The organism is Eionea flava (assembly GCF_055393785.1).
In genome coordinates, this window is the sequence record NZ_AP036018.1 from 317,868 (window position 1) to 339,454 (window position 21,587).

Annotated in this window: 20 protein-coding genes; 12 read left to right on the forward strand and 8 right to left on the reverse strand. The window is 43.0% G+C overall.

Annotated elements, in window-relative coordinates:
• Positions 1 to 126 precede the first annotated feature (126 nt).
• From acs to ACZ5O6_RS01450, 5 genes are all read left to right on the forward strand, one after another.
• Positions 127 to 2,058, forward strand: a complete 1,932-nt coding sequence (gene acs, locus ACZ5O6_RS01430; protein WP_447092905.1) for an acetate--CoA ligase — start codon at positions 127 to 129, stop codon at positions 2,056 to 2,058.
• A gap of 92 nt (positions 2,059 to 2,150) precedes the next feature.
• Positions 2,151 to 2,888, forward strand: coding sequence for an abortive infection system antitoxin AbiGi family protein (locus tag ACZ5O6_RS01435; protein ID WP_447092904.1), 738 nt, complete (start codon positions 2,151 to 2,153; stop codon positions 2,886 to 2,888).
• Positions 2,889 to 2,978: 90 nt separating this feature from the next.
• Positions 2,979 to 3,983, forward strand: coding sequence for a zinc-dependent alcohol dehydrogenase (locus tag ACZ5O6_RS01440; protein ID WP_447092903.1), 1,005 nt, complete (start codon positions 2,979 to 2,981; stop codon positions 3,981 to 3,983).
• 82 nt (positions 3,984 to 4,065) lie between these two features.
• Positions 4,066 to 4,749, forward strand: coding sequence for a LysE family translocator (locus ACZ5O6_RS01445; protein ID WP_447092902.1), 684 nt, complete (start codon positions 4,066 to 4,068; stop codon positions 4,747 to 4,749).
• 63 nt (positions 4,750 to 4,812) lie between these two features.
• Positions 4,813 to 5,265 carry a GNAT family N-acetyltransferase gene (locus ACZ5O6_RS01450; protein ID WP_447092901.1) on the forward strand — a complete coding sequence of 151 codons (453 nt, stop codon included), beginning with the start codon at positions 4,813 to 4,815 and terminating at the stop codon, positions 5,263 to 5,265.
• 71 nt (positions 5,266 to 5,336) lie between these two features.
• Here ACZ5O6_RS01450 and ACZ5O6_RS01455 read toward each other — a convergent pair whose 3' ends face one another.
• The 4 genes from ACZ5O6_RS01455 to ACZ5O6_RS01470 form a co-directional block, all read right to left on the reverse strand.
• Positions 5,337 to 8,174, reverse strand: coding sequence for a hypothetical protein (locus tag ACZ5O6_RS01455; RefSeq protein ID WP_447092900.1), 2,838 nt, complete (start codon positions 8,172 to 8,174; stop codon positions 5,337 to 5,339).
• A gap of 96 nt (positions 8,175 to 8,270) precedes the next feature.
• Entirely contained in the window at positions 8,271 to 10,211 is a 1,941-nt protein-coding gene (gene dxs, locus ACZ5O6_RS01460) for a 1-deoxy-D-xylulose-5-phosphate synthase (protein WP_447092927.1), read from the reverse strand.
• Between the two features lie 157 nt (positions 10,212 to 10,368).
• Positions 10,369 to 11,259, reverse strand: coding sequence for a (2E,6E)-farnesyl diphosphate synthase (ispA, locus tag ACZ5O6_RS01465; RefSeq protein WP_447092899.1), 891 nt, complete (start codon positions 11,257 to 11,259; stop codon positions 10,369 to 10,371).
• A gap of 92 nt (positions 11,260 to 11,351) precedes the next feature.
• Positions 11,352 to 11,612: an exodeoxyribonuclease VII small subunit gene (locus ACZ5O6_RS01470; RefSeq protein ID WP_447092898.1), complete on the reverse strand. Its 261-nt coding sequence runs from the start codon at positions 11,610 to 11,612 to the stop codon at positions 11,352 to 11,354.
• Positions 11,613 to 11,767: 155 nt separating this feature from the next.
• On the opposite strand from ACZ5O6_RS01470, the gene pomA reads away from it, so the two are divergent.
• The 3 genes from pomA to ACZ5O6_RS01485 are packed head-to-tail and all read left to right on the forward strand — an operon-like array spanning position 11,768 to position 14,148.
• Entirely contained in the window at positions 11,768 to 12,523 is a 756-nt protein-coding gene (gene pomA, locus ACZ5O6_RS01475) for a flagellar motor protein PomA (protein WP_447092897.1), read from the forward strand.
• A gap of 59 nt (positions 12,524 to 12,582) precedes the next feature.
• A complete protein-coding gene (locus tag ACZ5O6_RS01480) occupies positions 12,583 to 13,560 on the forward strand; it encodes a flagellar motor protein MotB (RefSeq protein ID WP_447092896.1) in 978 nt (325 codons plus the stop codon).
• A 12-nt stretch (positions 13,561 to 13,572) separates the two neighbouring features.
• The gene (locus tag ACZ5O6_RS01485) at positions 13,573 to 14,148 is read left to right on the forward strand and encodes a PilZ domain-containing protein (RefSeq protein WP_447092895.1); all 576 of its coding nucleotides are present in this window, start codon (positions 13,573 to 13,575) and stop codon (positions 14,146 to 14,148) included.
• A 234-nt stretch (positions 14,149 to 14,382) separates the two neighbouring features.
• Here ACZ5O6_RS01485 and ACZ5O6_RS01490 read toward each other — a convergent pair whose 3' ends face one another.
• The gene (locus tag ACZ5O6_RS01490; RefSeq protein WP_447092894.1) at positions 14,383 to 15,780 is read right to left on the reverse strand and encodes a PhoH family protein; all 1,398 of its coding nucleotides are present in this window, start codon (positions 15,778 to 15,780) and stop codon (positions 14,383 to 14,385) included.
• Positions 15,781 to 16,307: 527 nt separating this feature from the next.
• On the opposite strand from ACZ5O6_RS01490, the gene ACZ5O6_RS01495 reads away from it, so the two are divergent.
• Positions 16,308 to 16,670, forward strand: a complete 363-nt coding sequence (locus tag ACZ5O6_RS01495; protein ID WP_447092893.1) for a DUF6482 family protein — start codon at positions 16,308 to 16,310, stop codon at positions 16,668 to 16,670.
• Positions 16,671 to 16,960: 290 nt separating this feature from the next.
• Positions 16,961 to 18,112: an IS4 family transposase gene (locus tag ACZ5O6_RS01500; RefSeq protein WP_447093036.1), complete on the forward strand. Its 1,152-nt coding sequence runs from the start codon at positions 16,961 to 16,963 to the stop codon at positions 18,110 to 18,112.
• Positions 18,113 to 18,114: 2 nt separating this feature from the next.
• On the opposite strand, the gene ACZ5O6_RS01505 is transcribed toward ACZ5O6_RS01500, so the two are convergent.
• Positions 18,115 to 18,318, reverse strand: a complete 204-nt coding sequence (locus ACZ5O6_RS01505) for a DUF1513 domain-containing protein (protein ID WP_447092288.1) — start codon at positions 18,316 to 18,318, stop codon at positions 18,115 to 18,117.
• A gap of 41 nt (positions 18,319 to 18,359) precedes the next feature.
• Between ACZ5O6_RS01505 and ACZ5O6_RS01510 the strand changes: the two genes are divergently transcribed.
• Both ACZ5O6_RS01510 and ACZ5O6_RS01515 read left to right on the forward strand, forming a co-directional pair.
• Complete coding sequence (locus ACZ5O6_RS01510) at positions 18,360 to 19,139, forward strand: TatD family hydrolase (RefSeq protein ID WP_447092172.1); 780 nt, start codon at positions 18,360 to 18,362, stop codon at positions 19,137 to 19,139.
• 245 nt (positions 19,140 to 19,384) lie between these two features.
• The gene (locus ACZ5O6_RS01515; RefSeq protein WP_447092173.1) at positions 19,385 to 20,329 is read left to right on the forward strand and encodes a sensor domain-containing diguanylate cyclase; all 945 of its coding nucleotides are present in this window, start codon (positions 19,385 to 19,387) and stop codon (positions 20,327 to 20,329) included.
• A 133-nt stretch (positions 20,330 to 20,462) separates the two neighbouring features.
• Here the strand turns inward: ACZ5O6_RS01515 and ACZ5O6_RS01520 are convergent, their stop codons facing one another.
• Complete coding sequence (locus ACZ5O6_RS01520; RefSeq protein WP_447092174.1) at positions 20,463 to 21,017, reverse strand: DUF2058 domain-containing protein; 555 nt, start codon at positions 21,015 to 21,017, stop codon at positions 20,463 to 20,465.
• A 57-nt stretch (positions 21,018 to 21,074) separates the two neighbouring features.
• Positions 21,075 to 21,578: a YehS family protein gene (locus ACZ5O6_RS01525; protein ID WP_447092175.1), complete on the reverse strand. Its 504-nt coding sequence runs from the start codon at positions 21,576 to 21,578 to the stop codon at positions 21,075 to 21,077.
• Positions 21,579 to 21,587: the final 9 nt, after the last annotated feature.

Below are 21,587 nucleotides of genomic sequence, written 5' to 3' on the forward strand. Positions count from 1 at the left end.
GGGTATGTATATGTAACGATTATTTAACGAAAGTAAGGTAGTGTGGTCATTGAGATATAGCGATTAACTTAGTACGCTAGCACCTCAAAAATAATATTTTTTTACAGACCACTCTCAGGAAATACTATGTCTTCTGTTTATCCCGTTTCAGATACTGTTAAAGCAAGCGCACATATTGATCAAGAAAGCTATCGTACGCTTTATGAGCAATCGATCAACGACCCTGATACTTTTTGGGCAGAGCAAGCCACGCAATTTCTAACGTGGCAACAGCCGTGGACGAGTGTATGTGAATCGGATATGCATAAAGGGTTGGCCCGTTGGTTTGATGGCGGCCAATTAAATGTCAGCGAAAATTGCATTGATCGCCACTTACCCGAACGTGCCAATCAAACCGCGATTATTTGGGAGGGCGATGACCCAACAGACGATCAGCACATTACTTATGCCGCCTTACATGAATCAGTTTGTCGTTTAGCCAATGTGTTAAAAGCGCGCGGCGTGAAAAAAGGCGATCGTGTGTGTTTGTATCTACCGATGATTCCAGAAGCCGCCTATGCCATGTTGGCGTGTGCGCGTATCGGTGCGGTTCACTCGATTGTATTTGGTGGTTTTTCTCCCGATGCTTTACGTGACCGTATTGTGAATTCTGATTGCCAAGTCGTTATTACTGCCGACGAGGGGGTGCGCGGTGGTAAGCATGTGCCTCTCAAAAAGAATGCCGATAAAGCCTTGGCCGGCTGCTCTAATGTGCATACTTGTTTGGTGGTTAAGCGTACCGGTGGCGATGTGCAGTGGGATGATAACCGTGATGTTTGGTATGGCGAAGCCGTTGCCGCTGCAGATACCGATTGTGCACCAGAAGCGATGGATGCCGAAGACCCCTTATTTATTTTATACACATCAGGTTCTACCGGTAAGCCAAAAGGGGTGCTGCACACAACAGCCGGTTACTTGCTACAGGCGGCGATGACTCACAAATATGTGTTTGATTATCAAGAAGGTGAAGTGTATTGGTGTACCGCCGATGTGGGCTGGGTGACAGGGCATTCTTATATTGTGTATGGCCCACTGGCCAATGGCGCGACATCGTTAATGTTTGAAGGCGTGCCAACCTACCCGAGTGCATCGCGTTGTTGGGATATTGTTGATAAGCATAACGTAGCGATTTTTTACACAGCGCCAACCGCCATTCGTGCTTTGATGGGTGCGGGTGATGAATGGGTAACTAACACGTCGCGCAAAAGTTTGCGCATTCTAGGAACCGTCGGTGAACCGATTAACCCCGAGGCGTGGCAGTGGTATCACAAGATTGTCGGTGAAGAGCGTTGTCCGATTGTTGATACGTGGTGGCAAACCGAAACCGGCGCGCATATGCTAACGCCATTACCGGGAGCCACCGCGTTAAAACCCGGTTCAGCCACGTTGCCATTTTTTGGTGTTCAGCCTGCACTATTAGATGAAAACGCACAAGAAATTGAAGGCGAAGGTGCCGGTAGTTTGGTGATTAAGGCATCGTGGCCCAGCCAAATTCGTAGCGTTTATGGTGATCACCAGCGATTAATCGATACGTATTTTACAACCTATCCCGGTTACTATTTTACTGGCGACGGTGCGCGTCGCGATGCCGATGGTTATTACTGGATTACCGGTCGTATGGATGATGTGCTTAACGTAAGCGGCCACCGTTTAGGTACTGCCGAGATTGAAAGTGCCTTGGTGCTACACGAAAAAGTCGCCGAATCGGCCGTAGTAGGTTATGACCATGATATTAAAGGGCAAGGTATTTATGCCTACGTCACCTTGATGAATGGCGAAGAGCCGAGCGATGCTATCAAAAAAGAACTTATTGGTTTGTGTGTGCAGCAAATTGGCCCCATCGCAAAACCCGATTTAATTCAGTGGGCGCCGGGTCTACCGAAAACACGCTCCGGTAAAATTATGCGCCGTATCTTACGTAAAATCGCCACCAATGAAATTGATAGCTTGGGTGATACCTCTACGTTAGCTGATCCGTCAGTTGTTGATGAATTGATTGAAAATCGCTTGGTGAAATAAGGAAGATAGTGTTTAGGCGTTTATGCAAAATATATTCATTACATTCTTAGATGTTTTTTATTAGTGCAGTTAGCTATCAAAAGGAAATCGAATTGAATCCTAAATCACATACATTGTTTCATTTTACAAAGAACAATGAAACATTAAAGCTCATAATCAAGAATGGATTTTGGCCTCGATATTGCCTAGAAGATGTTGCTTGGCTAAGGTACAAAGAGTTTGATTTTATTGCATATCCTATGGTTTGTTTTTGTGATATTCCCATATCAAGAGTAGATGAACATGTGAATTTTTATGGCGAATTTGGCGTCGGTTTATCTAAGGAATGGGCTGAAGCTAATAAGCTAACGCCTATTCTTTATGTGGCCTCAAATAACCATATTCCCAATTCATATCGTAAAATTATAGATCTTGCATACAACTTAGAAAAAGCTGCAAAAAATGAAGCGAAAAAATCAGTTAGATACTTGCTAGCTCATGCAAAGCCTACTGATGGAAATATGGTTATAGGAGGTGAATTTGTACCAAAAGAATTTCATCAAGAGTCCGAATGGAGATATGTGCCCAAAAATGAAAAAATTCAAGATTATCTAAAGCGTGCAGATTTTGAAAATGAAGAGCTAGCCAATAAAAATAATGAATTAACGAAAGAGCACTGTACCATTAGATTTACGCCGAAAGATATAAAGTATATTTTTGTCAAGAACGATAGTGATATACCAGACATAATCAACTTTATTCAAACAGAGCTAGACAGCTATCCGAGTGCCGACCTTAAGCTGTTAATGTCACGTGTAACCTCACTTGAAAGCATTAGGAATGATATATAGTGTTTGTAATGGAGTTTAACTTCTCTTAGCTGAGGCGACGAAAAGTATTACCCTTCAAAGCAAACGTTACTTAAAAAAGAAAGGCATACCATGAAAGCACTTGTCTTAGAGCAGGCTCGAAATTTAGTCGAGCGCGAAATTAGCCTGCCAGAGTTACCATCGGATCATACCTTGGTTTCTGTTGTGGCTGCTGGTATTGGTGGTAGTGAGTACCAAGGTTTTAATCATCCGGGTATTCGATCGCTGCCGAGTATTATGGGGCATGGCATTGTAGGCATGATTGAAGGTGGAGAGCGTGTTGCCATATATCCTTTATCGGGTTGTGGGGGCTGCACTTATTGCTTAGCTGGGCAAACGTCGCTTTGTGATCAGTGGTCGCTGATTGGTGTGCAGACAGATGGCGGTTTCGCTGAATATGTGTCGGCACCTACCAATAGCCTAGTGCCTCTACCAGATGGGCTTTCATGGGAGCAGGCAATATTTATTGAGCCTTTTGCGAACTCAATCAATGCATGGGAAATATCGGAGGCTACTGCAAACTCATCGGTGGCTATTGTTGGGGCAGGTGGATTAGGTTTGGGGTTAGTCGCTTGTGCAAAAGCCATGGGATGTAAAAATATCACAGTGATTGAATCATCGTTATCACGCCAAGCCGCCGCGCGTAGTTTAGGTGCAACATCGGTAATCAGTCAGGTGGCTGATGAACCTCAAGAAGAAAGTAATGCTCAAGGCGTTGCGCCTCTTTTGCGCAGCACTTCTTTGTATGACGCTTTCGATGTGGTGTTTGATACAGTGGGGTCTGAGGCGACTCGATCTATGGCGATAGCTATAACGAAGAAGAACGCTATTTGTGTATTTTTAGGTTTTTCATCCCCAATGTTTGAGCTTAATATGTCAGAGCTGATTCGGCATCAAAAAATAGTGAAGGGCTCGTTTGCCTTTTCACGGCAACAATTTGAAAGCGCGCTACACTTGGTTGTTCATTGTGAGTCAGCGTGGGTTAATAATGTATCAATGGATGACGTTGAGCCCGTGCTACTAAATTTTTTAGCGGGTGATTTTAGTCTTGTTAAAGCCGCATTAAGGCATCGATAAGCTGTTCAGAGGCTCCTTAAACATTTTTTCAAAAACAATATCACTTAAGAGTGCTAGTAGAGTATAGATGTAGAGTATCGCTATGGACATCGTCTTTTCTTCTCAAATAGTTATCGCATTTATGATCTATTTTTTAGGTGTTGCTAGTCCGGGCCCTAGTAATTTAGCCATTATGGGTGTTGCCATGTCATCTGGTCGGCGACCTGCGATGATGCTTGCGTTGGGCATTATTTTAGGCTCTGGTTTTTGGGGTGTTTTAGCGGCTTTTGGCTTATCTACAGTGCTAACTCATTATGTCTCATTGCTGTATGCCATGAAAATAGCAGCGGGGTTTTATTTATTGTGGCTGGCTTATCAATCAGCACGCTCTGCGTTTTTTACTGCTTCTTTAAATAAAAAGTTGAATATAAGCCCTGAGAATAGTGGCGCGTCTATCAATCGAAATAACAATGTGTATCAGCGCTTATTTGTTCGCGGTCTCTTATTACATCTAACCAACCCCAAAGCGATTTTTGTCTGGTTGTCTATTGTGACATTTTCTGTGCCTGCGTCAGCGTCGAGTCAATACATGTTTGTGGTTGTGTTTGGCTGTAGTTTAATTGGCATTATTGTGTTTTTATCTTATGCCTTTTTGTTTTCTACAGTGTCGGCTCAGCGTGTTTATTGTCGCTTGCAGGTGTTTTTTGATGGATTTTTGGCGGTGTTGTTTTCTATAGCAGCTATGCGTATGTTGTTTATTCCGTTGAAAGCATCGGATGATTTTTAAGTGTAATCGCTGAAAAATCATGTATGACTTATTCAAAAGTACCAAATATTTAATAGGATGTTAATGATGTCAGTAACGATCACTCAAGCGACATTGAATGACGTAGCAGAAATAGCGGTGATTTTTAATCAATACCGTATTTTTTACCAGCAATCTAGTAATGTAGAGTTGGCTGAATATTTTATTGGTGAGCGATTAAGAAACAATGAATCCGTTATTTTTCTTGCGAAAGAGGGTGAGCAATTATTGGGTTTTGTACAGCTTTATCCTTCGTTTTCTTCGGTGTCGGCTAGGCGAACATGGATTCTTAATGATCTTTATGTCAATGAAGTGTCGCGGGGTTTAGGCATAGGAAAGTTATTGCTTGGTGAAGTTAAAAACTTTTCAAATGAATCTGGCGTTAAAGGTGTTGGCTTGCAAACGGCTATAGATAATACGACAGCCCAAGGTTTATATGAATCGTTGGGCTATAAAAAAGACACGAATTTTTATAGTTATTTTTTGGACTTAGAATAAGTGCTTGCCTGAAAACTAAGCGCTGGCTTAACTACAAAAAATAACCGTGGCTGCACGGTTATTTCCTGATTTTACTCTTTTTCTAAAAATTCAATAAGATAATAAATTGTTTTATCTCTCGCAGTGTCAATAAAAAACTTGTTTTCTTTTAATGGTAACGTTTTGCCGGTTTTTATGCCGTCATGATCCAGTATATGGATTACAGCGTCTCGCTGCAGGTTAATGTTGGCTTTTACTGGTTCTAGTATCACGGGTGCTTCACCGGCATTCACTAATAAGTCGCCAATCATATTCATACCGGTATTATGGGCTCTGGCAATGGCGACAATAATGGCTTGGTTGTCAGATAGTAGTGTGTTGTTAGGTGATTTTGCCGTCGCAAGAATGACGGAGTACGGTGATTTTGGTTCAATACTTATATCATTAAATAGATATTTTTTTTGCTCTGAAAAGCCAGCGATACCCTGTGTTCCGGCGCTATTAATTTCTACTAATCCTTGACTCTTATCGTCATAATAAGACCATTTAAGTTGCTTTGTTGATGAGGTGATCACTTTTTTGCCGTCGCTTTGTGTGCGTAGGTAATCTTTTTTCCATGGAATGATCGTTGATGTGCCGTCTTGTTGAGTAAATTCAACGAGTATTTTTCCTGCAGCTAATGCGTAATGACTGGGGGTTCCGCTAAATGATTTGTTGTCTCCTTTATGCTCTGTTGAATGCGTAAAATCATAACGATTAGTGATTGCTTGCTGCTGACTGAGGCGACGAATAGCAATAGGTTCGGCTTCTTTAATATCTTGTCTCAGCACCATGCGGCTAAGTACAGGAAATAAGCCTAAGCCTACAGGTGTTAGGTTATTAAATTTATAGTCGGCAGGGTTTAACGTATCACTAAAAGCGACGCCATTACTTGCAAACTGATAACTCATATCCCAGCCTTGTAAGCCAAAACCATAGGCAGCAATAATTGTATTGTCAGCCGCAGCCCACTCGGAAGGCAGTACCGATAACCATTCGCTAAACATAAAAGGGCGGCCAGAGACTTGTTGCATGCCTGTTGATAGCAAGCCACTGCCGGGTCTGTGAAGCATATCATTTTCGGCTAAAGTAAATCCTGATTTCATGTGATGATTGGGGCTGCCTTTTGCTCCTCCTTGATAATTATGTCTGTCAACAACACCGGTTTCAGCATCATTAAGTAAATTTAAAAAGTGTGCTCCGGTATTTCCTGCTTGCCAATTTCCCGCCACAATGAGCCCCTTGAAACCAGTGTCTCGAATGGCTCGCTTTATTTTTTTGTAATAGTGCTGTTGTTTTAAAAATAAAAATTCTGCAGTATCTTGCAGTCGTTTTGATCGGTATCCTCTTGTGGAATGGTTGTCGTGAAGCCAAGGGTTTGTAATAGGTAGAATATTTTTATCCGCTAAGTTTTCGTTAGGAAATCCGCCCTCATTGCTAAAGGTATCAATAGCAGATCCGCCCCATGCAGACACGAGACCGGAATGGTCGCGATATTTTTTTGTTAGCCATTCGCTAAACTGCTGTGCTAACAGGCGTTGGTAACGAGGAAATTTTTTGACATCGCCCATGAATTTATAAAAGAATGCGTTTTCTTCATTTTGTATTTCGATATAGCTGAGAGCAGGGTCTTCTGCATAGCGTTGTTGGGTATACTGGTTTTTATGATTGAGTAAGTTGATTATGGTGTCGATATGTAATTGTTGAATATCTTCGGCGAACCAAACAAGGCCGGTAGTGACAGGTTTTTTAGGATTGGCACTGACAATTTCGTCGTAGTCCATAACAGAGGAGCGATCACCCTCGTAAACGCGAAGATCCCAAATCGGCGAAAATCCGTAACGTATGCCAGGCTGTTTCAGCAGTGATAGCCAATAATCAAATCGTTGTAATTTTTCAGGGTCGTATTCGCTAGATTTTTTGTCAGAGCCAATGCCTTCCCAGCCATGATTACTGAGTTTGTGCAGTCGTACATCGTTAATGCCATATTTTGCAAACAGTGCGGTACGTTTTTCGGCATCCTTTTTTTTCGGTGCGTTTTGAAAGTACTCCACATTGGTACCCCATGCTTTGTATTCCTTCTGCCCGGCGAATATTTTATCCCCGCGCGATACAAGAGGCGATGTAATGGGTGCTAACCAGTCAGCCATACCAATTTCGCCCTGTGCTACGTTATCTTTAGGCGTAAATGGAAACCAGTGCTCATGTGAAGTCTGTAAGGGGACATCGGTGTTTCGTTGGTAGAACTGGATGGCGTGTTTGGCTGAGAACACTAAGCGATGTTGTTGCGGGCTTGTTGGTTCTATAACATCGCCCGTCAGATTAATTCTTGATGCGCCGTGATGGTGAATGTTGATGGTGTTGGGAAACTGAATGGTTAATACAGAGTGATGATCGCTATTAAAATACTCTAGCTCGACTATATCGCTGTTGCGTGTCGGTTTTAGAGGGAAGGGAAGTCTATGACGCTTATTGTGTACATCAGTTGCGATAAGGTATCCGCCTTCAAGTACTTTTTCAGGTTCGACGGCAAACGCAATGTATGTGAGAGGGATGCTGCGCTTGCTCGATAAATGATGGTCGAAAATGACCGTGCCAGCCTTGGTTTCAACATCCATCATCCATCGGATATTGCCTTTGTCTAACAGGTAATCATATTGATAGTTAGCTAATGACTGCTCATCAGTGGCATCTGTTTTTTCTGCCTCGCTAACTCCCATCCACTGCCAGCCTTTTTTAAAGCCGAGAGTGTTGATCGTCACTAAGCGCTGGTCGTTCTCGTCAATAATAACAAATTGCCCTTTTTTGATATTAATGAAACGATAATCAGCATGGCTAGGTAAGGTAAAAAGTAGGCAGGTTAAGACAATAAAAGGCGCGATGTACGGCATAAAAAGGCTCGTTGGCTTATGAACAAGAAAAGTATAGTCGTCTGTTACGAGAGTGTGGACTGTACTTGTTTACCGAGAATCTTTTATCGACAGCCTTTACGCTATTTTAGAGGTGATGCTGGCAAGTATTCCCTCAGCACTTAGGCCAATGCCTTCTAAAATTTTCTCGCGCTTGCCATGATCGATAAAAGTGTCGGGTAAGCCTAGTGGTAGTACTTGGGTGTTTATGCCTTGTTGAGCGATAAACTCACAAACGCCACTGCCAGCGCCACCGGCAATCGCATTTTCTTCAAGGGTGACCAATAGCTTATGTGATTGTGCCAGTTGAGTGATCGCATTTTCATCCAAGGGCTTTACCCAGCGCATATCATAGACGGTCGCATTAATACTCGCTGCCGCCTTTACTGCTTCCGGTAACAACGTGCCAAAGTTTAAGATCGCCACGTTTTGTCCGTCGCGTACCCGTTTGGCTTTACCTATAGGGAGCAATTGATCGGGCATGTGAGTTTGATCAGCCGATACGGTGATGTTTGCTCCTACACCTTTACCTCTAGGGTAGCGTACAGCCGCAGGCCCTTGATAGTGATAAGCACTGGATAAGAGTTGGTAGCATTCGTCTTCATCACTGGGTGCAGCAATCACCATATTGGGTATGCAGCGCAAGAAAGAGAGATCAAAGCTACCAGCATGGGTTGGTCCGTCTTCACCTACGATTCCAGCGCGATCAATACCGAAAGTGACGTCAAGGTTTTGTAGTGCCACATCATGAACGAGTTGGTCGTAGCCGCGTTGCAAAAATGTCGAGTAAATCGCAACAACCGGCTTCTGCCCTTCGCACGCGATACCTGCAGCGACGGTAACCGCATGTTGCTCGGCAATAGCGACATCATAATAGCGAGTGGGGTATTGTTCGGCAAAGCTTACCATGCCAGAGCCTTCGCACATGGCAGGTGTAATGCCGACTAACTGCGGGCTTGCTGCTGCCATATCACAGAGCCATTGCCCAAAAATATCTTGGTACTTTTTCGCTGCTGGAGCTTGAGTTTGTTCCGTTGTAGCAGGCGCAGGTGAGCTTTCACTTTTTGGCTCTATTTTATTGAGCGCATGATAGCCTACGGGGTCGGCTTCTGCCGGTGAAAACCCTTTGCCTTTGCGGGTGATGATATGCAGGAGCTTTGGGCCTTTGATGTCTTTGAGCTTGCCGAAGTAATTGATTAACTCGGGTAAGTCGTGGCCGTCGATAGGACCGACATAGTTAAAACCCATTTCTTCAAATAATGTGCCGGGCGACACAAGGCCTTTCATGTGTTCCTCGGTACGACGTGCCATTTCCCAAGCGCGAGGTATCTTTGTCAGTACGCGCTTACTATTTTCGCGCAGAGCATTATAGGATTTGCTCGCCCAAATTTTTGAGAAGTAGGTCGCGAGACCACCGACGTTGGGGGAAATCGACATGTTGTTATCGTTAAGAATAACCAACAAGTCATTACCGGTGTGGGCACTATGATTGAGTGCTTCAAACGCCATGCCGGCGGTCATGGCTCCATCACCAATAACCGCAATATGTTTCCGCGTTTGGCTTGCCTCGTCTTGGTTAATGTCGGCATGTATTTCACTGCCAATTGCCATGCCGAGTGCGGCACTGATCGAGGTGCTTGAATGGCCGACACCAAAGGTGTCGTAATCACTTTCTGTGCGTTTAGGAAAACCGGATAAGCCTTGGTATTGACGCATCGTCAGCATTTGTTCACGGCGACCTGTCAGTATCTTATGGGGATACGTTTGGTGTCCAACATCCCAAACAATGCGGTCATTGGGTGTATTGTAGATATAGTGAAGGGCGATTGTCAGTTCAACCACGCCTAGTCCAGCGCCGAAGTGCCCGCCTGTTTTTCCTACGCAGTAAAGTAAGTAAGTGCGTACTTGCTCTGCAAGTGTTTCAAGTTGGTCTTTATCGAGCAAGCGTAAATCATCGGGCGAATTAATCGTATCCAATAGGGGGGTGTCTGGACGTAATAAAGGGATTTCGCTCGGTATCGACATAGGGTAATGGGCTGCGTTATCACAAGGTTGCTGTTATTTACTGAGGCAACATTGGGTCAGAAGAATCGATGATGATGTTTTCTATGCAAACACCTAATCACCTACAAAATAAGCGGCAATTGTAGACGCTTGTGAAGGGCTTTAACAGTGTTTACGAACGTCGGTTCACAATGTATGCAGACAAGTGGCGCAGGTGGTCTGCACGGTAGTCAAAACCACTTAATGCATCCAGTGCTTGCTCATGCAGTTGTTTCGCTTTCTTTTTTGAAGCCTCAAGCCCTAGTAAGGCGATATAGGTAGGCTTGCTAAGAGCTGCATCGGCACCTTGCTGTTTACCTAGTGTTTGCGTGTCTGATGTCACATCGAGGATGTCATCTTGCACCTGAAAAGCTAAGCCAATGGCATCTGAGTAATACTGTAAGGCTTGTAATTGGTCGTCAGAGGCAATACCCGTTGATAAGGCGCCTAGGCGTGTACTTGCGCTAATTAAGGCACCTGTTTTAAGGCGGTGCATGGTTTCTAACTGATTAATTGTGAGTGTTTGATCGACGGCCGCTAGATCGATTGATTGCCCTCCCACCATACCATTTGCTCCGCTGGAACGGCTGAGGATGTGCAGCATGGTAAGCAGTGTTTTGGGCTCAATGCTCTCGTCGTTGCCGGCTTCACTAAGTACATCAAAAGCAAAGGCTTGTAGTGCATCACCGGCAAGAATGGCGGTAGCCTCATTAAAGGCAATGTGGCAGGTTGGTTTTCCTCTGCGCAAGTCGTCATCATCCATGGCGGGTAAATCATCATGTATTAGGCTATAAGCGTGGATCGCTTCAATCGCCATGGCGGCACGTTCGGTGATAGGGTTGATGTCGGCTATTGCTTGTGCGCTGGCGTAGACTAACAGCGGTCTTACCCGTTTGCCCCCATTGAATAGGCTGTACCGCATAGCTTCTAATAGCTTAGGGTGTGCATCGAATTGACTCAGGTGTTGCTCTAAAGCCTTATCGATGCGTTGACAGCAGTGGTTGATAAATTGATTAAAGGGCACGTGTTAATTCTTCGCTGTTGTCATTGTTTTTTAAGTTGGTAGCTGGGTAATAGTTGGTCTAGGTGTCATCAAAAAGGTCGTTGATCAGGCCGCTATGCTTGATGTTGGTCGGCAATAAACTCAGCGGATTCGCCGGATGCGGTTAATACGTTAATTTTTTGCTCTGCTTGGGCTAAATGTTGTTGGCAGGCCTTGGTGAGTCGCACACCCTTCTCGAACGTACTGAGAGACTCCTCTAGCGATAGATCGCCATTTTCTAATGCTGCAACAAGGGCTTCCAATTCATTCATTGAGGCTTCAAAACTCAGTGAGTCCACCGTTTGTGTCTGCTTGCTTGCTTCTTCTTTACTCATAATATAGCTCGTTGTCGGACTCTTTAATAAGACCCCCTTACCCTACCAGAGCCTATGAATAATTTACAGGTTTTACAGGAGAAATGAAAAATAGCAGCTAGACTAAAAAAAGGCAGGGTAAAAAAACACCAAATACTTTACATGAGAGGTTAACTGTGGATTTAGCAACGCTGATCGGCATCATTGGGGCTTTCGCATTGATTGCAGTCACGATGATTCTGAGTGGTGATATTACGATGTTCGTTAATATTCCATCCTTAGTGATCGTATTCGGTGGTACGTTTACGGCGGTTATGGCGAAATACGGGTTATCGCAGTATTTAGGCTTTGGCAAGATGATTGGCAAGAGCTTTAAAAATAGCGACGCTAATTTAGGTGATTTAATTGATGAAATTGTTGCCCTAGCCGATGAGGCGAGAAAAGGCGGGTTGTTAGCGTTAGAAGGGAAAGAGGTCAGTAGTGATTTTCTCAGCAAAGGCATTCAATTACTGGTGGATGGCCATGAACCGGATGTGGTGAGAGGTATTCTTTCAAAAGAAAAAACCGAAGCAGAAAAACGGCACAAACTGGGCGCGGGTATTTTTACCAATATGGCCGCGATGGCACCAGCAATGGGGATGATTGGCACGTTGATCGGTTTAGTGGCGATGTTGGCAAACATGTCAGACCCTAAGTCCATCGGCCCGGCAATGGCGGTGGCATTGTTAACCACACTTTATGGTGCGGTTTTGGCTAATGCCTTTTGTGAGCCGGTAGCCGACAAGCTGTCTTTAAAGGCAGAGAACGATGTGCGACTGAAGAACCTTGTTATCGATGCTTTGCTTGCGATACAAAACGGTCAGAACCCACGAGTCATTGATAGTATGTTGCGTAACTACTTGCCAGAAGGTAAGCGAGAGGTTGCAGAATAAATGGTTTTTTTCATGATTCTGTCTATTAACGGCATTTGCCAGCGAAGGAATAGTCGCTAATGGTTGATGAAGAGGAAGAATGCGAATGCCCTGACGGGTTGCCCGCATGGATGGCAACCTTTGCTGACCTTATGTCGTTATTGATGTGCTTCTTCGTGTTGTTGCTGTCTTTTTCAGAGATGGATGCAATGAAGTTTAAGCGTTTGGCGGGTTCAATGGCGCAAGCTTTTGGTGTGCAAACGCAACTTAAGGTTACAGATGTACCAAAAGGGACGAGTATTATCGCGCAAGAATTTAGCCCAGCGATACCTGAACCCACGCCTATCAATGAAATATGGCAAAAAACAGCGGATATTACTCAGATGAGCTTAGAGGTTAAGCAAGTCGAAGAGTATGACGTTGAAGCCGGAGATGTTGATAAAGAAGCAGGTGTAAAGATAAAGATTAAGCAGCAGTTAGAAGAGCTGGTTTTAGAAACGCAGGAAGATGCCCGTGAATTGGCAAACGATCTGCGTGATCAAATCGTCGCCGGAGAAATTGAAATAGAAACCGATGGCCGAAAAATTATTGTGCGCATTCGTGAAAAAGGCTCGTTTAAATCCGGTTCCCATATCATGAATGATGACTATTTTGATGTGATGGACGATATTCGAACGGCGGTTCTTAAAAAACCTGGAAAAATACAGGTGCAAGGGCATACCGATAACGACCCAATAAGTACGGCTAGGTATCGCTCCAATTGGGAGCTGTCAACGGCGCGAGCGGTATCCGTTGCTCAGGCATTAATGGACGGCAATGTTGACCCTAGACGCTTTGAGGTGTCAGGTTTTGCAGATACTCAGTCACTGGTCGCCAACAGTTCCCCTGAGAATAAAGCACGAAATCGACGGGTAGAAATTGTGATTCGACAAGGTCTTGGTGAGGACTTATCACAAGAAGATCAAGCGATTATCCAAGAAGAGGGGCAAGACGTTATGCGTAATCTGGATATTGATCCTAATTACCTGTTCGACTTGCAGCCGGACGAAATTTTTTAAAGAGTGTTAACTATGAATAGCAGCCATGATAATCGACGTCGGTACTTTCGAATCGTTGACGCTCTGGGCGTTTCCTATCGTGTTATTAACGACGAGGATGTAGAGAATGATTCTGCCAAACGAATAGATACGATGAGTGTGTTAAATCATCATAATGCATTAATCCAAGAACAAATTGCTGTTGTTGAGCCGGATAATCCTGCCGTGGCTAAATTAGCGGTTCAGCTTAATCAAAAAATAGATGCGATTTTGATGATGCTAGAACTGGATAATTTGATGAGCCAGCATGCCTGTCATCGCATTGATCAAGCCAGCATTAGTGCCAGCGGTATTGCGTTTCCGGTGAGTGAGTCGTTAGCGCCAAATACCCTGCTAGAACTGGATCTTCTTTTGAGGCCTTCAGCTAAGCATGTCGTTACTTTAGGGCAAGTCATTGCCTGTGACGCAATGCCTGAAGCCGGATCTTATTATCTCAGGGTCGAATTTACAGAAATGACGGATTCCAATAGAGAAACGCTGATTCAGCATATTGTGCAGCGACAGGGCGTTTTATTGCGAGCATTAAAAGGGGTTGAGGAAGAAGAATAAGGCAAAAGGCGGTATGTGAGATATATCTCACATAGGTGGAGGGTAAATACTTACATATCATTGTCGCGATTTATTGCATTATTACACCCGCTGGACGCATCAAAGGACTGAAGCATGGATTGACGGACGTCGCTGAATATTGTTGAAATGACTCAACTTCCTGTAAATTAACCCCGTTGCTATTGTAGCAACGGGGTTTTTTATGGTCTGCAGTTTGGCTCGTTAGTCTCTACGTCAAAGGTTTTCTTCTGCAAACTCGGCAAGGCGGCTGCGCTCTATGCCATTAACATGCATGATACCTGCGTGCGGATATGCTTTGCTCTTTTCGACCAAGTAAGTTAAGCCCGATGTGAGTGGGGTAATGTACTTATTGTCTATTTGTGCCAAGTTACCGAGCACAACGATCTTTGAGTTCATACCGACTCGAGTAATAATGGATTTTAGTTGGAATTGCGTTAGCCCTTGGCTTTCATCAATAATGATGTAGGCATTATTAAATGAGCGGCCGCGCATAAAATTTAAGGATTTGAACTGAATGTTGGCCTTTTCTTTGACGTAATCAATACTGCTCATACTGTGTTCATCGCTCCCGTGTAACACCTCTAAGTTATCATCAAAAGCGGCCAGCCATGGCGCCATCTTTTCTTCTTCGGTGCCGGGTAAAAAGCCAATATCTTCAGCCATGGGGGTGGTTGATCGAGCGACAATGAGCTTATTAAAACGCTTTTCTTCAATAATGGCATGTAAACCGTAGGCCAGTGCTAATAGGGTTTTTCCTGAACCCGCAGGGCCAGTCAGTACTGTCATGTCGGCATCTTCATAGTTTAATAAGAAAAAACTCATGGCTTGCTCTAGATTGCGTGGTCTAACTCCCCAATAATTTTGGCTCATTAAATGCTGGCGATTTAAATCTAGTAGATGAATATATTGAGTATCTATTTCGGTAATGAGGCCAATAAAGTCTCCGCTATCGATAATAAACTGTGTGGGGTAAGCATGAGGGAAAAGCGATTTTTCAATGCAGTGCACGGTATCGCCACCTAGATTGGCGGTGCTACTATTGGCATTATTCTTTTCAATAAATGCCCAAAAATCGCCGTCGATTTCTTCGTAGCCGGTGGCTAATAGGTCTACATCATCAATGACTCTATCGTTACGGTAGTCTTCGACAATATGTAAGCCAGAGCCTTTAGCTTTTAGCCGCATATTAATATCCTTGGTCACAAGGCATACGGTTGAGCCGGCATTTTCTAACTGTAAATTAAGCGCAACATTGATGATACGATTGTCATTCGCATGTTGTGTGTTAATACTTAAATAGGGGATGTTGTCATCATTTTTAATGCGCTGATCGACGTAAATAGATAGCTTTCCTGCAGAGGTTTGATGTTCTCGTGTATCAATTGGGACGCCGTTCTGTATTTCTTTGGGTGTTGCTGCACCGACAATTTTTTCAATATTATTAATAGCGATGCGTGCTTCTCGGCTCACTTCTTTGTCGCGTCTATCTTTAATAATATCGAGTTCTTCTAGCACCGTCATCGGAATCACAACATGATGTTCCGCAAAAGCATGAATGGCCATTGGGTCATGTAGCAGTACGTTGGTGTCGAGAATGTAGACTTTTTCCATAAGTGCTCTCCTAAGAGTATGGTGTGCAACGTGAGTGATTAGATGAATTGTCGGGTGGCAAGATAAGGCCGAAGTCATTCGTTTTAATTACGGAGTGACTCACTATTGGATATTGAACGGTAAAGTACTTGAGACTTGAGTATTGGTGCTGAAGATTTTGAAAAATACTGAAAAGCAGGGCCGATAAATGAGCACCCGGTAATCGGGCTTGAGGTATTGTTATTGTACTCAACAGAAAGTCAATCATAAATAATCGACACACCTCTGGGATAACGCAGTGACTTTTTTATTTATTTGAAATATTTTCTTCCAAAACCATCTCAAATAAACCGCGTAGGTTGTTGTGCTGTTACTACTGATTATGAACATAAATATGAATAGGTCAAGTGACAATATGATGACCTTGTTTATTTTTTTCGTTTATTGGTGTTAACAATCTTCGATTTGTCAGCGGTTATTCATCTTTTTTACCCATGGTTACGTATCTTTTAAGAGTATATATACTGAATAAATAAAAGAGACAGCCTGTGAGCCTAATTAAAAAGCCTATTCTATTAGCGGACTTATCTCGATTCCCCATTATCGATAAAGTGATTTTAGAGTCTCTGGAACAAGCGCTGTATCGTGTCGTCATAGAAGTCGATGTGCAGCAGTATTATGTGTTAGAAGCACCCAAGAAATCATTGGTTCGACGTAGTGTTGTTGCTATCCAAAAAATACTCAAACCTTACACGATAATAAACATGTATTTGTCACATAAAAGCCCTTATGATGAAATGATCGGTCAGGAGCTTAACTCTAATAGCAATGAGTTATTAGTGCCTATTGGCGATTATTTTAATGATGTCGATGTAGTAAGCGCTAATAAAAAATACTCCATTAGTGCATGATGTCTATTGTCGTATGTATTGTTTTGGTTATATATAATGCGGCCATAAATTAGCGTGAAATTATAGCGACAGCATATGATTGTCCCACGCGGTATTAGCATGTTTATTCTGTTCTAAGATAGATAATTTTTTACCAGCTTTACAATGCAAGATAAGCCCTTTGCCAGTGCTCAATAAAAAGCAGGCCGGTTCCACTACTGTCCCACAGTTTGATCTAGATAAGAAAGCCTGAACCTCACTTGTTATAATGATTCTGCGAAGAAAACATTACTAACAAAGGGGTTCAGGCTTTGTCACATCATAACACCGCATTTCATCAGTTACTAAAACCATTATCTAGACATGAATTTGAAGGGCTTGCTAAAAAGCATCATGTAGGGCAAAAATTAAGGTCGGCCACTCGCTGGGATCAGTTTATTGGTATGGCGATGTCGCAGCTATCTGGCCGCCAAAGCCTACGAGATATTCAATCTAATTTAGAATCTCAACAGGATAAGCTGTATCACTTGGGTGCAAAACCCGTTTCAAAATCAACGCTATCTCGATTAAATGCCAATCAACCTGCAGAACTCTACGAAGCACTTTTTTATAAACTACTGAATCGCTGTAAAAACCAATCCGGCCAGCACAAATTCCGTTTCAAAAATCCATTGTATTCACTGGATGCAAGTGCGATTGATCTCTCACTAAAACTGTTTCCTTGGGCAGCTCATCGAGATGATACCGCTAATGTAAAACTCAGCGTGGGCTTGAACCATGGAACACTGATGCCTGAGTTTGTCGCACTGAGTGATGGCAACGAAAATGATATGGTTAAAGGTAGAGAATTCACCTTTCCAAAAGGAAGCATTGTTGCTTTTGATAAGGGGTATGTGGACTACCAATGGTTTGGAAGTCTTACACAGCAAGGTGTATCGTTCGTAACGCGCCTACGATCTAAAGCCGTTTACCGCGTGTTAGAGCGCAGAGAAGTCAACAAAAAGAAAGGCGTTTCAAGTGATCAAGTTATTCAGCTGAGCAGTGCTCACGCCATCAAACGCGGTGCGCCTACGCTACGACGGATAGGCTACCGAGACAAAAATAGCGGTAAGTTCTATACGTTTTTAACCAACAATTTAATACTGGCGGCGAGTACGATTGCTGCCATTTACAAAGACCGCTGGCAAGTCGAATTATTCTTCAAAGCGATTAAGCAAAACTTACAAATCAAAGCGTTTTTAGGCTTATCAAAAAACGCCATATTGACACAAATTTGGATAGCAATGATTACCTATTTACTACTCGCTTTTGCTCGGCATTCAGCAAAGAAAGGGTGGACAGTGCAGCGCATTCTTCGGGTGATCCAACTCAATTTATTTGAACGAAAAGCCTTGAGAGAGATACTTGATCCAAGTCCTCCTCCTAAACAAAAAGACCAACCTCAAATGAGGTTGGTCTTATGATTTCAAACTGTGGGACAGTAGTGGGCCGGTTCACTTAATGCAATTACACCGCACACATCTTCAAGATCTAAGTGGTACATAAACTGGCCGGTCGAGTGGTAAAATAATACACAATGCCCTTTGGGTGACGTCGCGGCGATAATGGTTTCCGTGCTGTCGAGTGTTATCTCGCCAATATACCCTTTAAGTTTTTTTTGGAGAGTAATAGTGAGCCTGTTATATCGTTATGATGAGCGAGTAGTATTTCATGGTCTTTGCTAATTTTTTCGATAGTCACTGTCATTTTGACTTTGCGGTTTTTGATGATGAGCGCTCATCTATTTGGGCGTCATGTCAGCAGGCAGGTATTCGTCACTTATTAATTCCGGGTGTTACACCTAAACAATGGTCGGTGGCTAACGGAATCTGTGAACAGTATCCCGGAATATATAGTGCGTGCGGCCTGCATCCTTGGTGGGTTGAGCGTGATCAGTTGCCAGAAATAGAGTACTGGCAAACTATGTTGCAGCATACCCATTGTGTGGCGATAGGTGAGTGTGGCTTAGATAAGCGTATTAGCGCTCCGCTTGCTAGGCAAGAAGCCATTTTTGAGCAGCATGTGTCATTGGCGCAGTCATTGAGATTACCTCTTATTGTTCATGTGCGTGATGCGCATAATGAAACGATACGCATACTCAAGCGTTTTTCATTGCCAGCCGGTGGTGTCATTCATGGATTTACGGGAAGTGTCGCCTTGGCTAAAGCTTACTGGGAGATGGGCTTTTATTTGGGGGTGGGAGGCAGTATCACTTATTCTCGAGCGAGAAAAACCATTGAAACGATAGAGTCTATGCCACTCGACTCGCTGATTCTGGAAACCGATGCGCCAGATATGCCTTTAAGTGGTGCGCAGGGGAAAGCTAACTCTCCTCTAGCGATCACACGCGTTGCTAGCACACTAGCATCCATTAAAAATAGCAGTGTTCAGCAGGTTGCAGAAGTAACGACAAAAAACAGTATTACGCTGTTTGGCCTAATGAACTCTTGAGGGTCGCCCTGTTCTTTAGATATGCGATAGAAATTAATGCTGTAAATAGCGATTTAATATAACAATTGGTTATTGGCACTTGTTAAACAAAGCTCGTATTTTGGTAATGAGACTTGTCGGCCAGTATGTTTTCAGTGCCTTATAATAATATTTAGGCGCCCCTGAATAAGTCTGAATGTGATTTCGTCGGATAAAATGGCGGTTTTAGGCGGTGTGTCTAAAGAAAAATGCGTCGGTTTTAGCGAATGAAAAACATTCATGGCGAGTTTGTAGGCTCCTTTAATAACTTGCTGATAAAACACATGCTAAATTCAATACTTGATTCGTTAGATGCACACCTTGCTGTCATTGATCGTAGTGGCTCGATTTGTTACGTGAATGACGCTTGGAAGCGCTTTGCTAAAAATAATGGCATGCCCAGTAATCAGTCGAGCTGGTTAGAATATAATTACCTATCGGTTTGTCGGTCGTCAGCGGCTAGTGATAATCAAGATGCAAAAGCGGTATTAGAGGGCTTAGAGGGGGTTATCCGTGAGGACGCCCCTTTTTTTACGTATGAATATCCGTGCCACAGCAAAGCGGAAAGACGATGGTACAGTTTCCATGTTGTTCCTCTTAAGGCACAACCTAACCATTATTTAATTTCTCATCAAAGTGTGACCGACAATAAGTTGCTGCTTCAACAGGCAGAGCGTTTATCGTATGAAGACCCACTGACAGGATTAAATAATCGGCGTGGCTTGGAGTGCTTAATATCAAAAGAGTTGTCGCGAGCGAAACGAGATAGCCATGAAGTGAGTTTTGTTATTTTTGATATTGATCACTTTAAACCATTTAATGACCGGTTTGGTCATGTCGCTGGAGACCGGTGTCTGAAAACAATAGCGACAATTCTTAAAGAAAAAGCGAGGCGCCCAGGGGATATTGCAGCCCGTATTGGCGGCGATGAATTTGTATTGGTGTTAGCTCGCGTTTCATATGCGCAGGTGATGTTAATTGTTAATGCTATTTGCCAAAAAATATCTGATCTAAATATGGTGATTGATCCCGGGCGAAAAATATCGTTGAGTGCAGGTGTTTCAACTATGGTGCCTAGTGGCAACAAAAATAACTTCCAAGAATATTACTGTCAAGCTGATGATATGCTCTATGCTGAAAAAAGAAAACGCGTCGTTTTGGCAGGTAAATAAATAGTTTCTTTTTGCAGCTCCCAATTATTTTTTATAAAAAAATATCCGAAAATTTATTTAACTAAAGCTCGAATGAAAAAAGTCTTAGCTAGCGTTTCTGTCAGTTACTCAATACCTCTTAAGTATTTCTCGTTTACCAATCTAAGTCGTCAGGTATTTCAAATTGCGCATAATAATCGTCGTCAGATTCAAGTGTTTTGACTTGCTGGCTGGGTAGAGCATTAAATACCACGATAATGTCTTCGTCGCGCTCACGGATTTTTTCTGCTATAGGGCGGGGAATAATGGCGTATTGGCTGCCTTGACGCGCAATACATAAGCGGCCGCGAATAATTTCGTCGGAGGTGGTTTTTGTAATGACTAGCTTTTTAATGGTTTTTCCATCGGTGAAATTATATTCAGTATCCCCTTTTTCTTTCGAGATTTGGTAGTGCTGGATCATTTGAGTGATTTGAGCTGCCGTTTCTTTCTTTTTTAGCTCTGCTTGACGTTGTTGGTTAAGTGCTGTGTCACGTAATGCTTTTTCTTGCTGGGTTTTTAGTGCTGCAGCTTGAGCATCACTAAGTGCGGATTCTTTGCTTCGGCGCTGCACATTTTTTTCTTTGCGGGCTTGTTTAGATATTTTTTTAGCCTTTTTATCATCAATAAGTTTGGCGCCGAGTAATTGTTCTTGGAGTGATTTGCTCATAATAATTTCTTGTTAATATTCTACCTGAAATGAAAAGTGCTTTTTCATTATGAAGGGTTATTGTGGTAGCTTCCATTGAAAAGTGTTTGAGGTGTCGTTATCGTCGCTGCGATATTTTTTTTGTAAGCCATTAAGAAAATTACGTAAGAATTGATCTTTGCATTCTCGATAGTGCTTATGCTCTGGTTTGCGAAATAAAGCACTCAGTTCTGGTTTGCTAATGGTAAATCCTGCAAGCCCCATGAGTTCGATAATATCTTCTGCGCGAAGCTTAAGTGCAATTTTTAGCTTTAATAAAATAAGGTTGTTGCTTAATTTTTTTTCGGCAGCCTGAGGTTCGCTATCTTTTTGTCCGCGACGATCAATAATAAAGCCATTCAAGAAAGTGGCGAATTGCCGATCATTGCAATTGAGAAACTCGTCATGCTCTTCTTTTTTAAGCCATTGGTTGACAGTGCTACGGCTAGTGGTTTCTCCTGTCAGCGAAATTAGCTTAACAATCTTGGTTTCTTTTAAATCAAAGGTGTAGCGTAATCGCCGTAGTATGTCGTTGTTTGTCATATCGCAGAT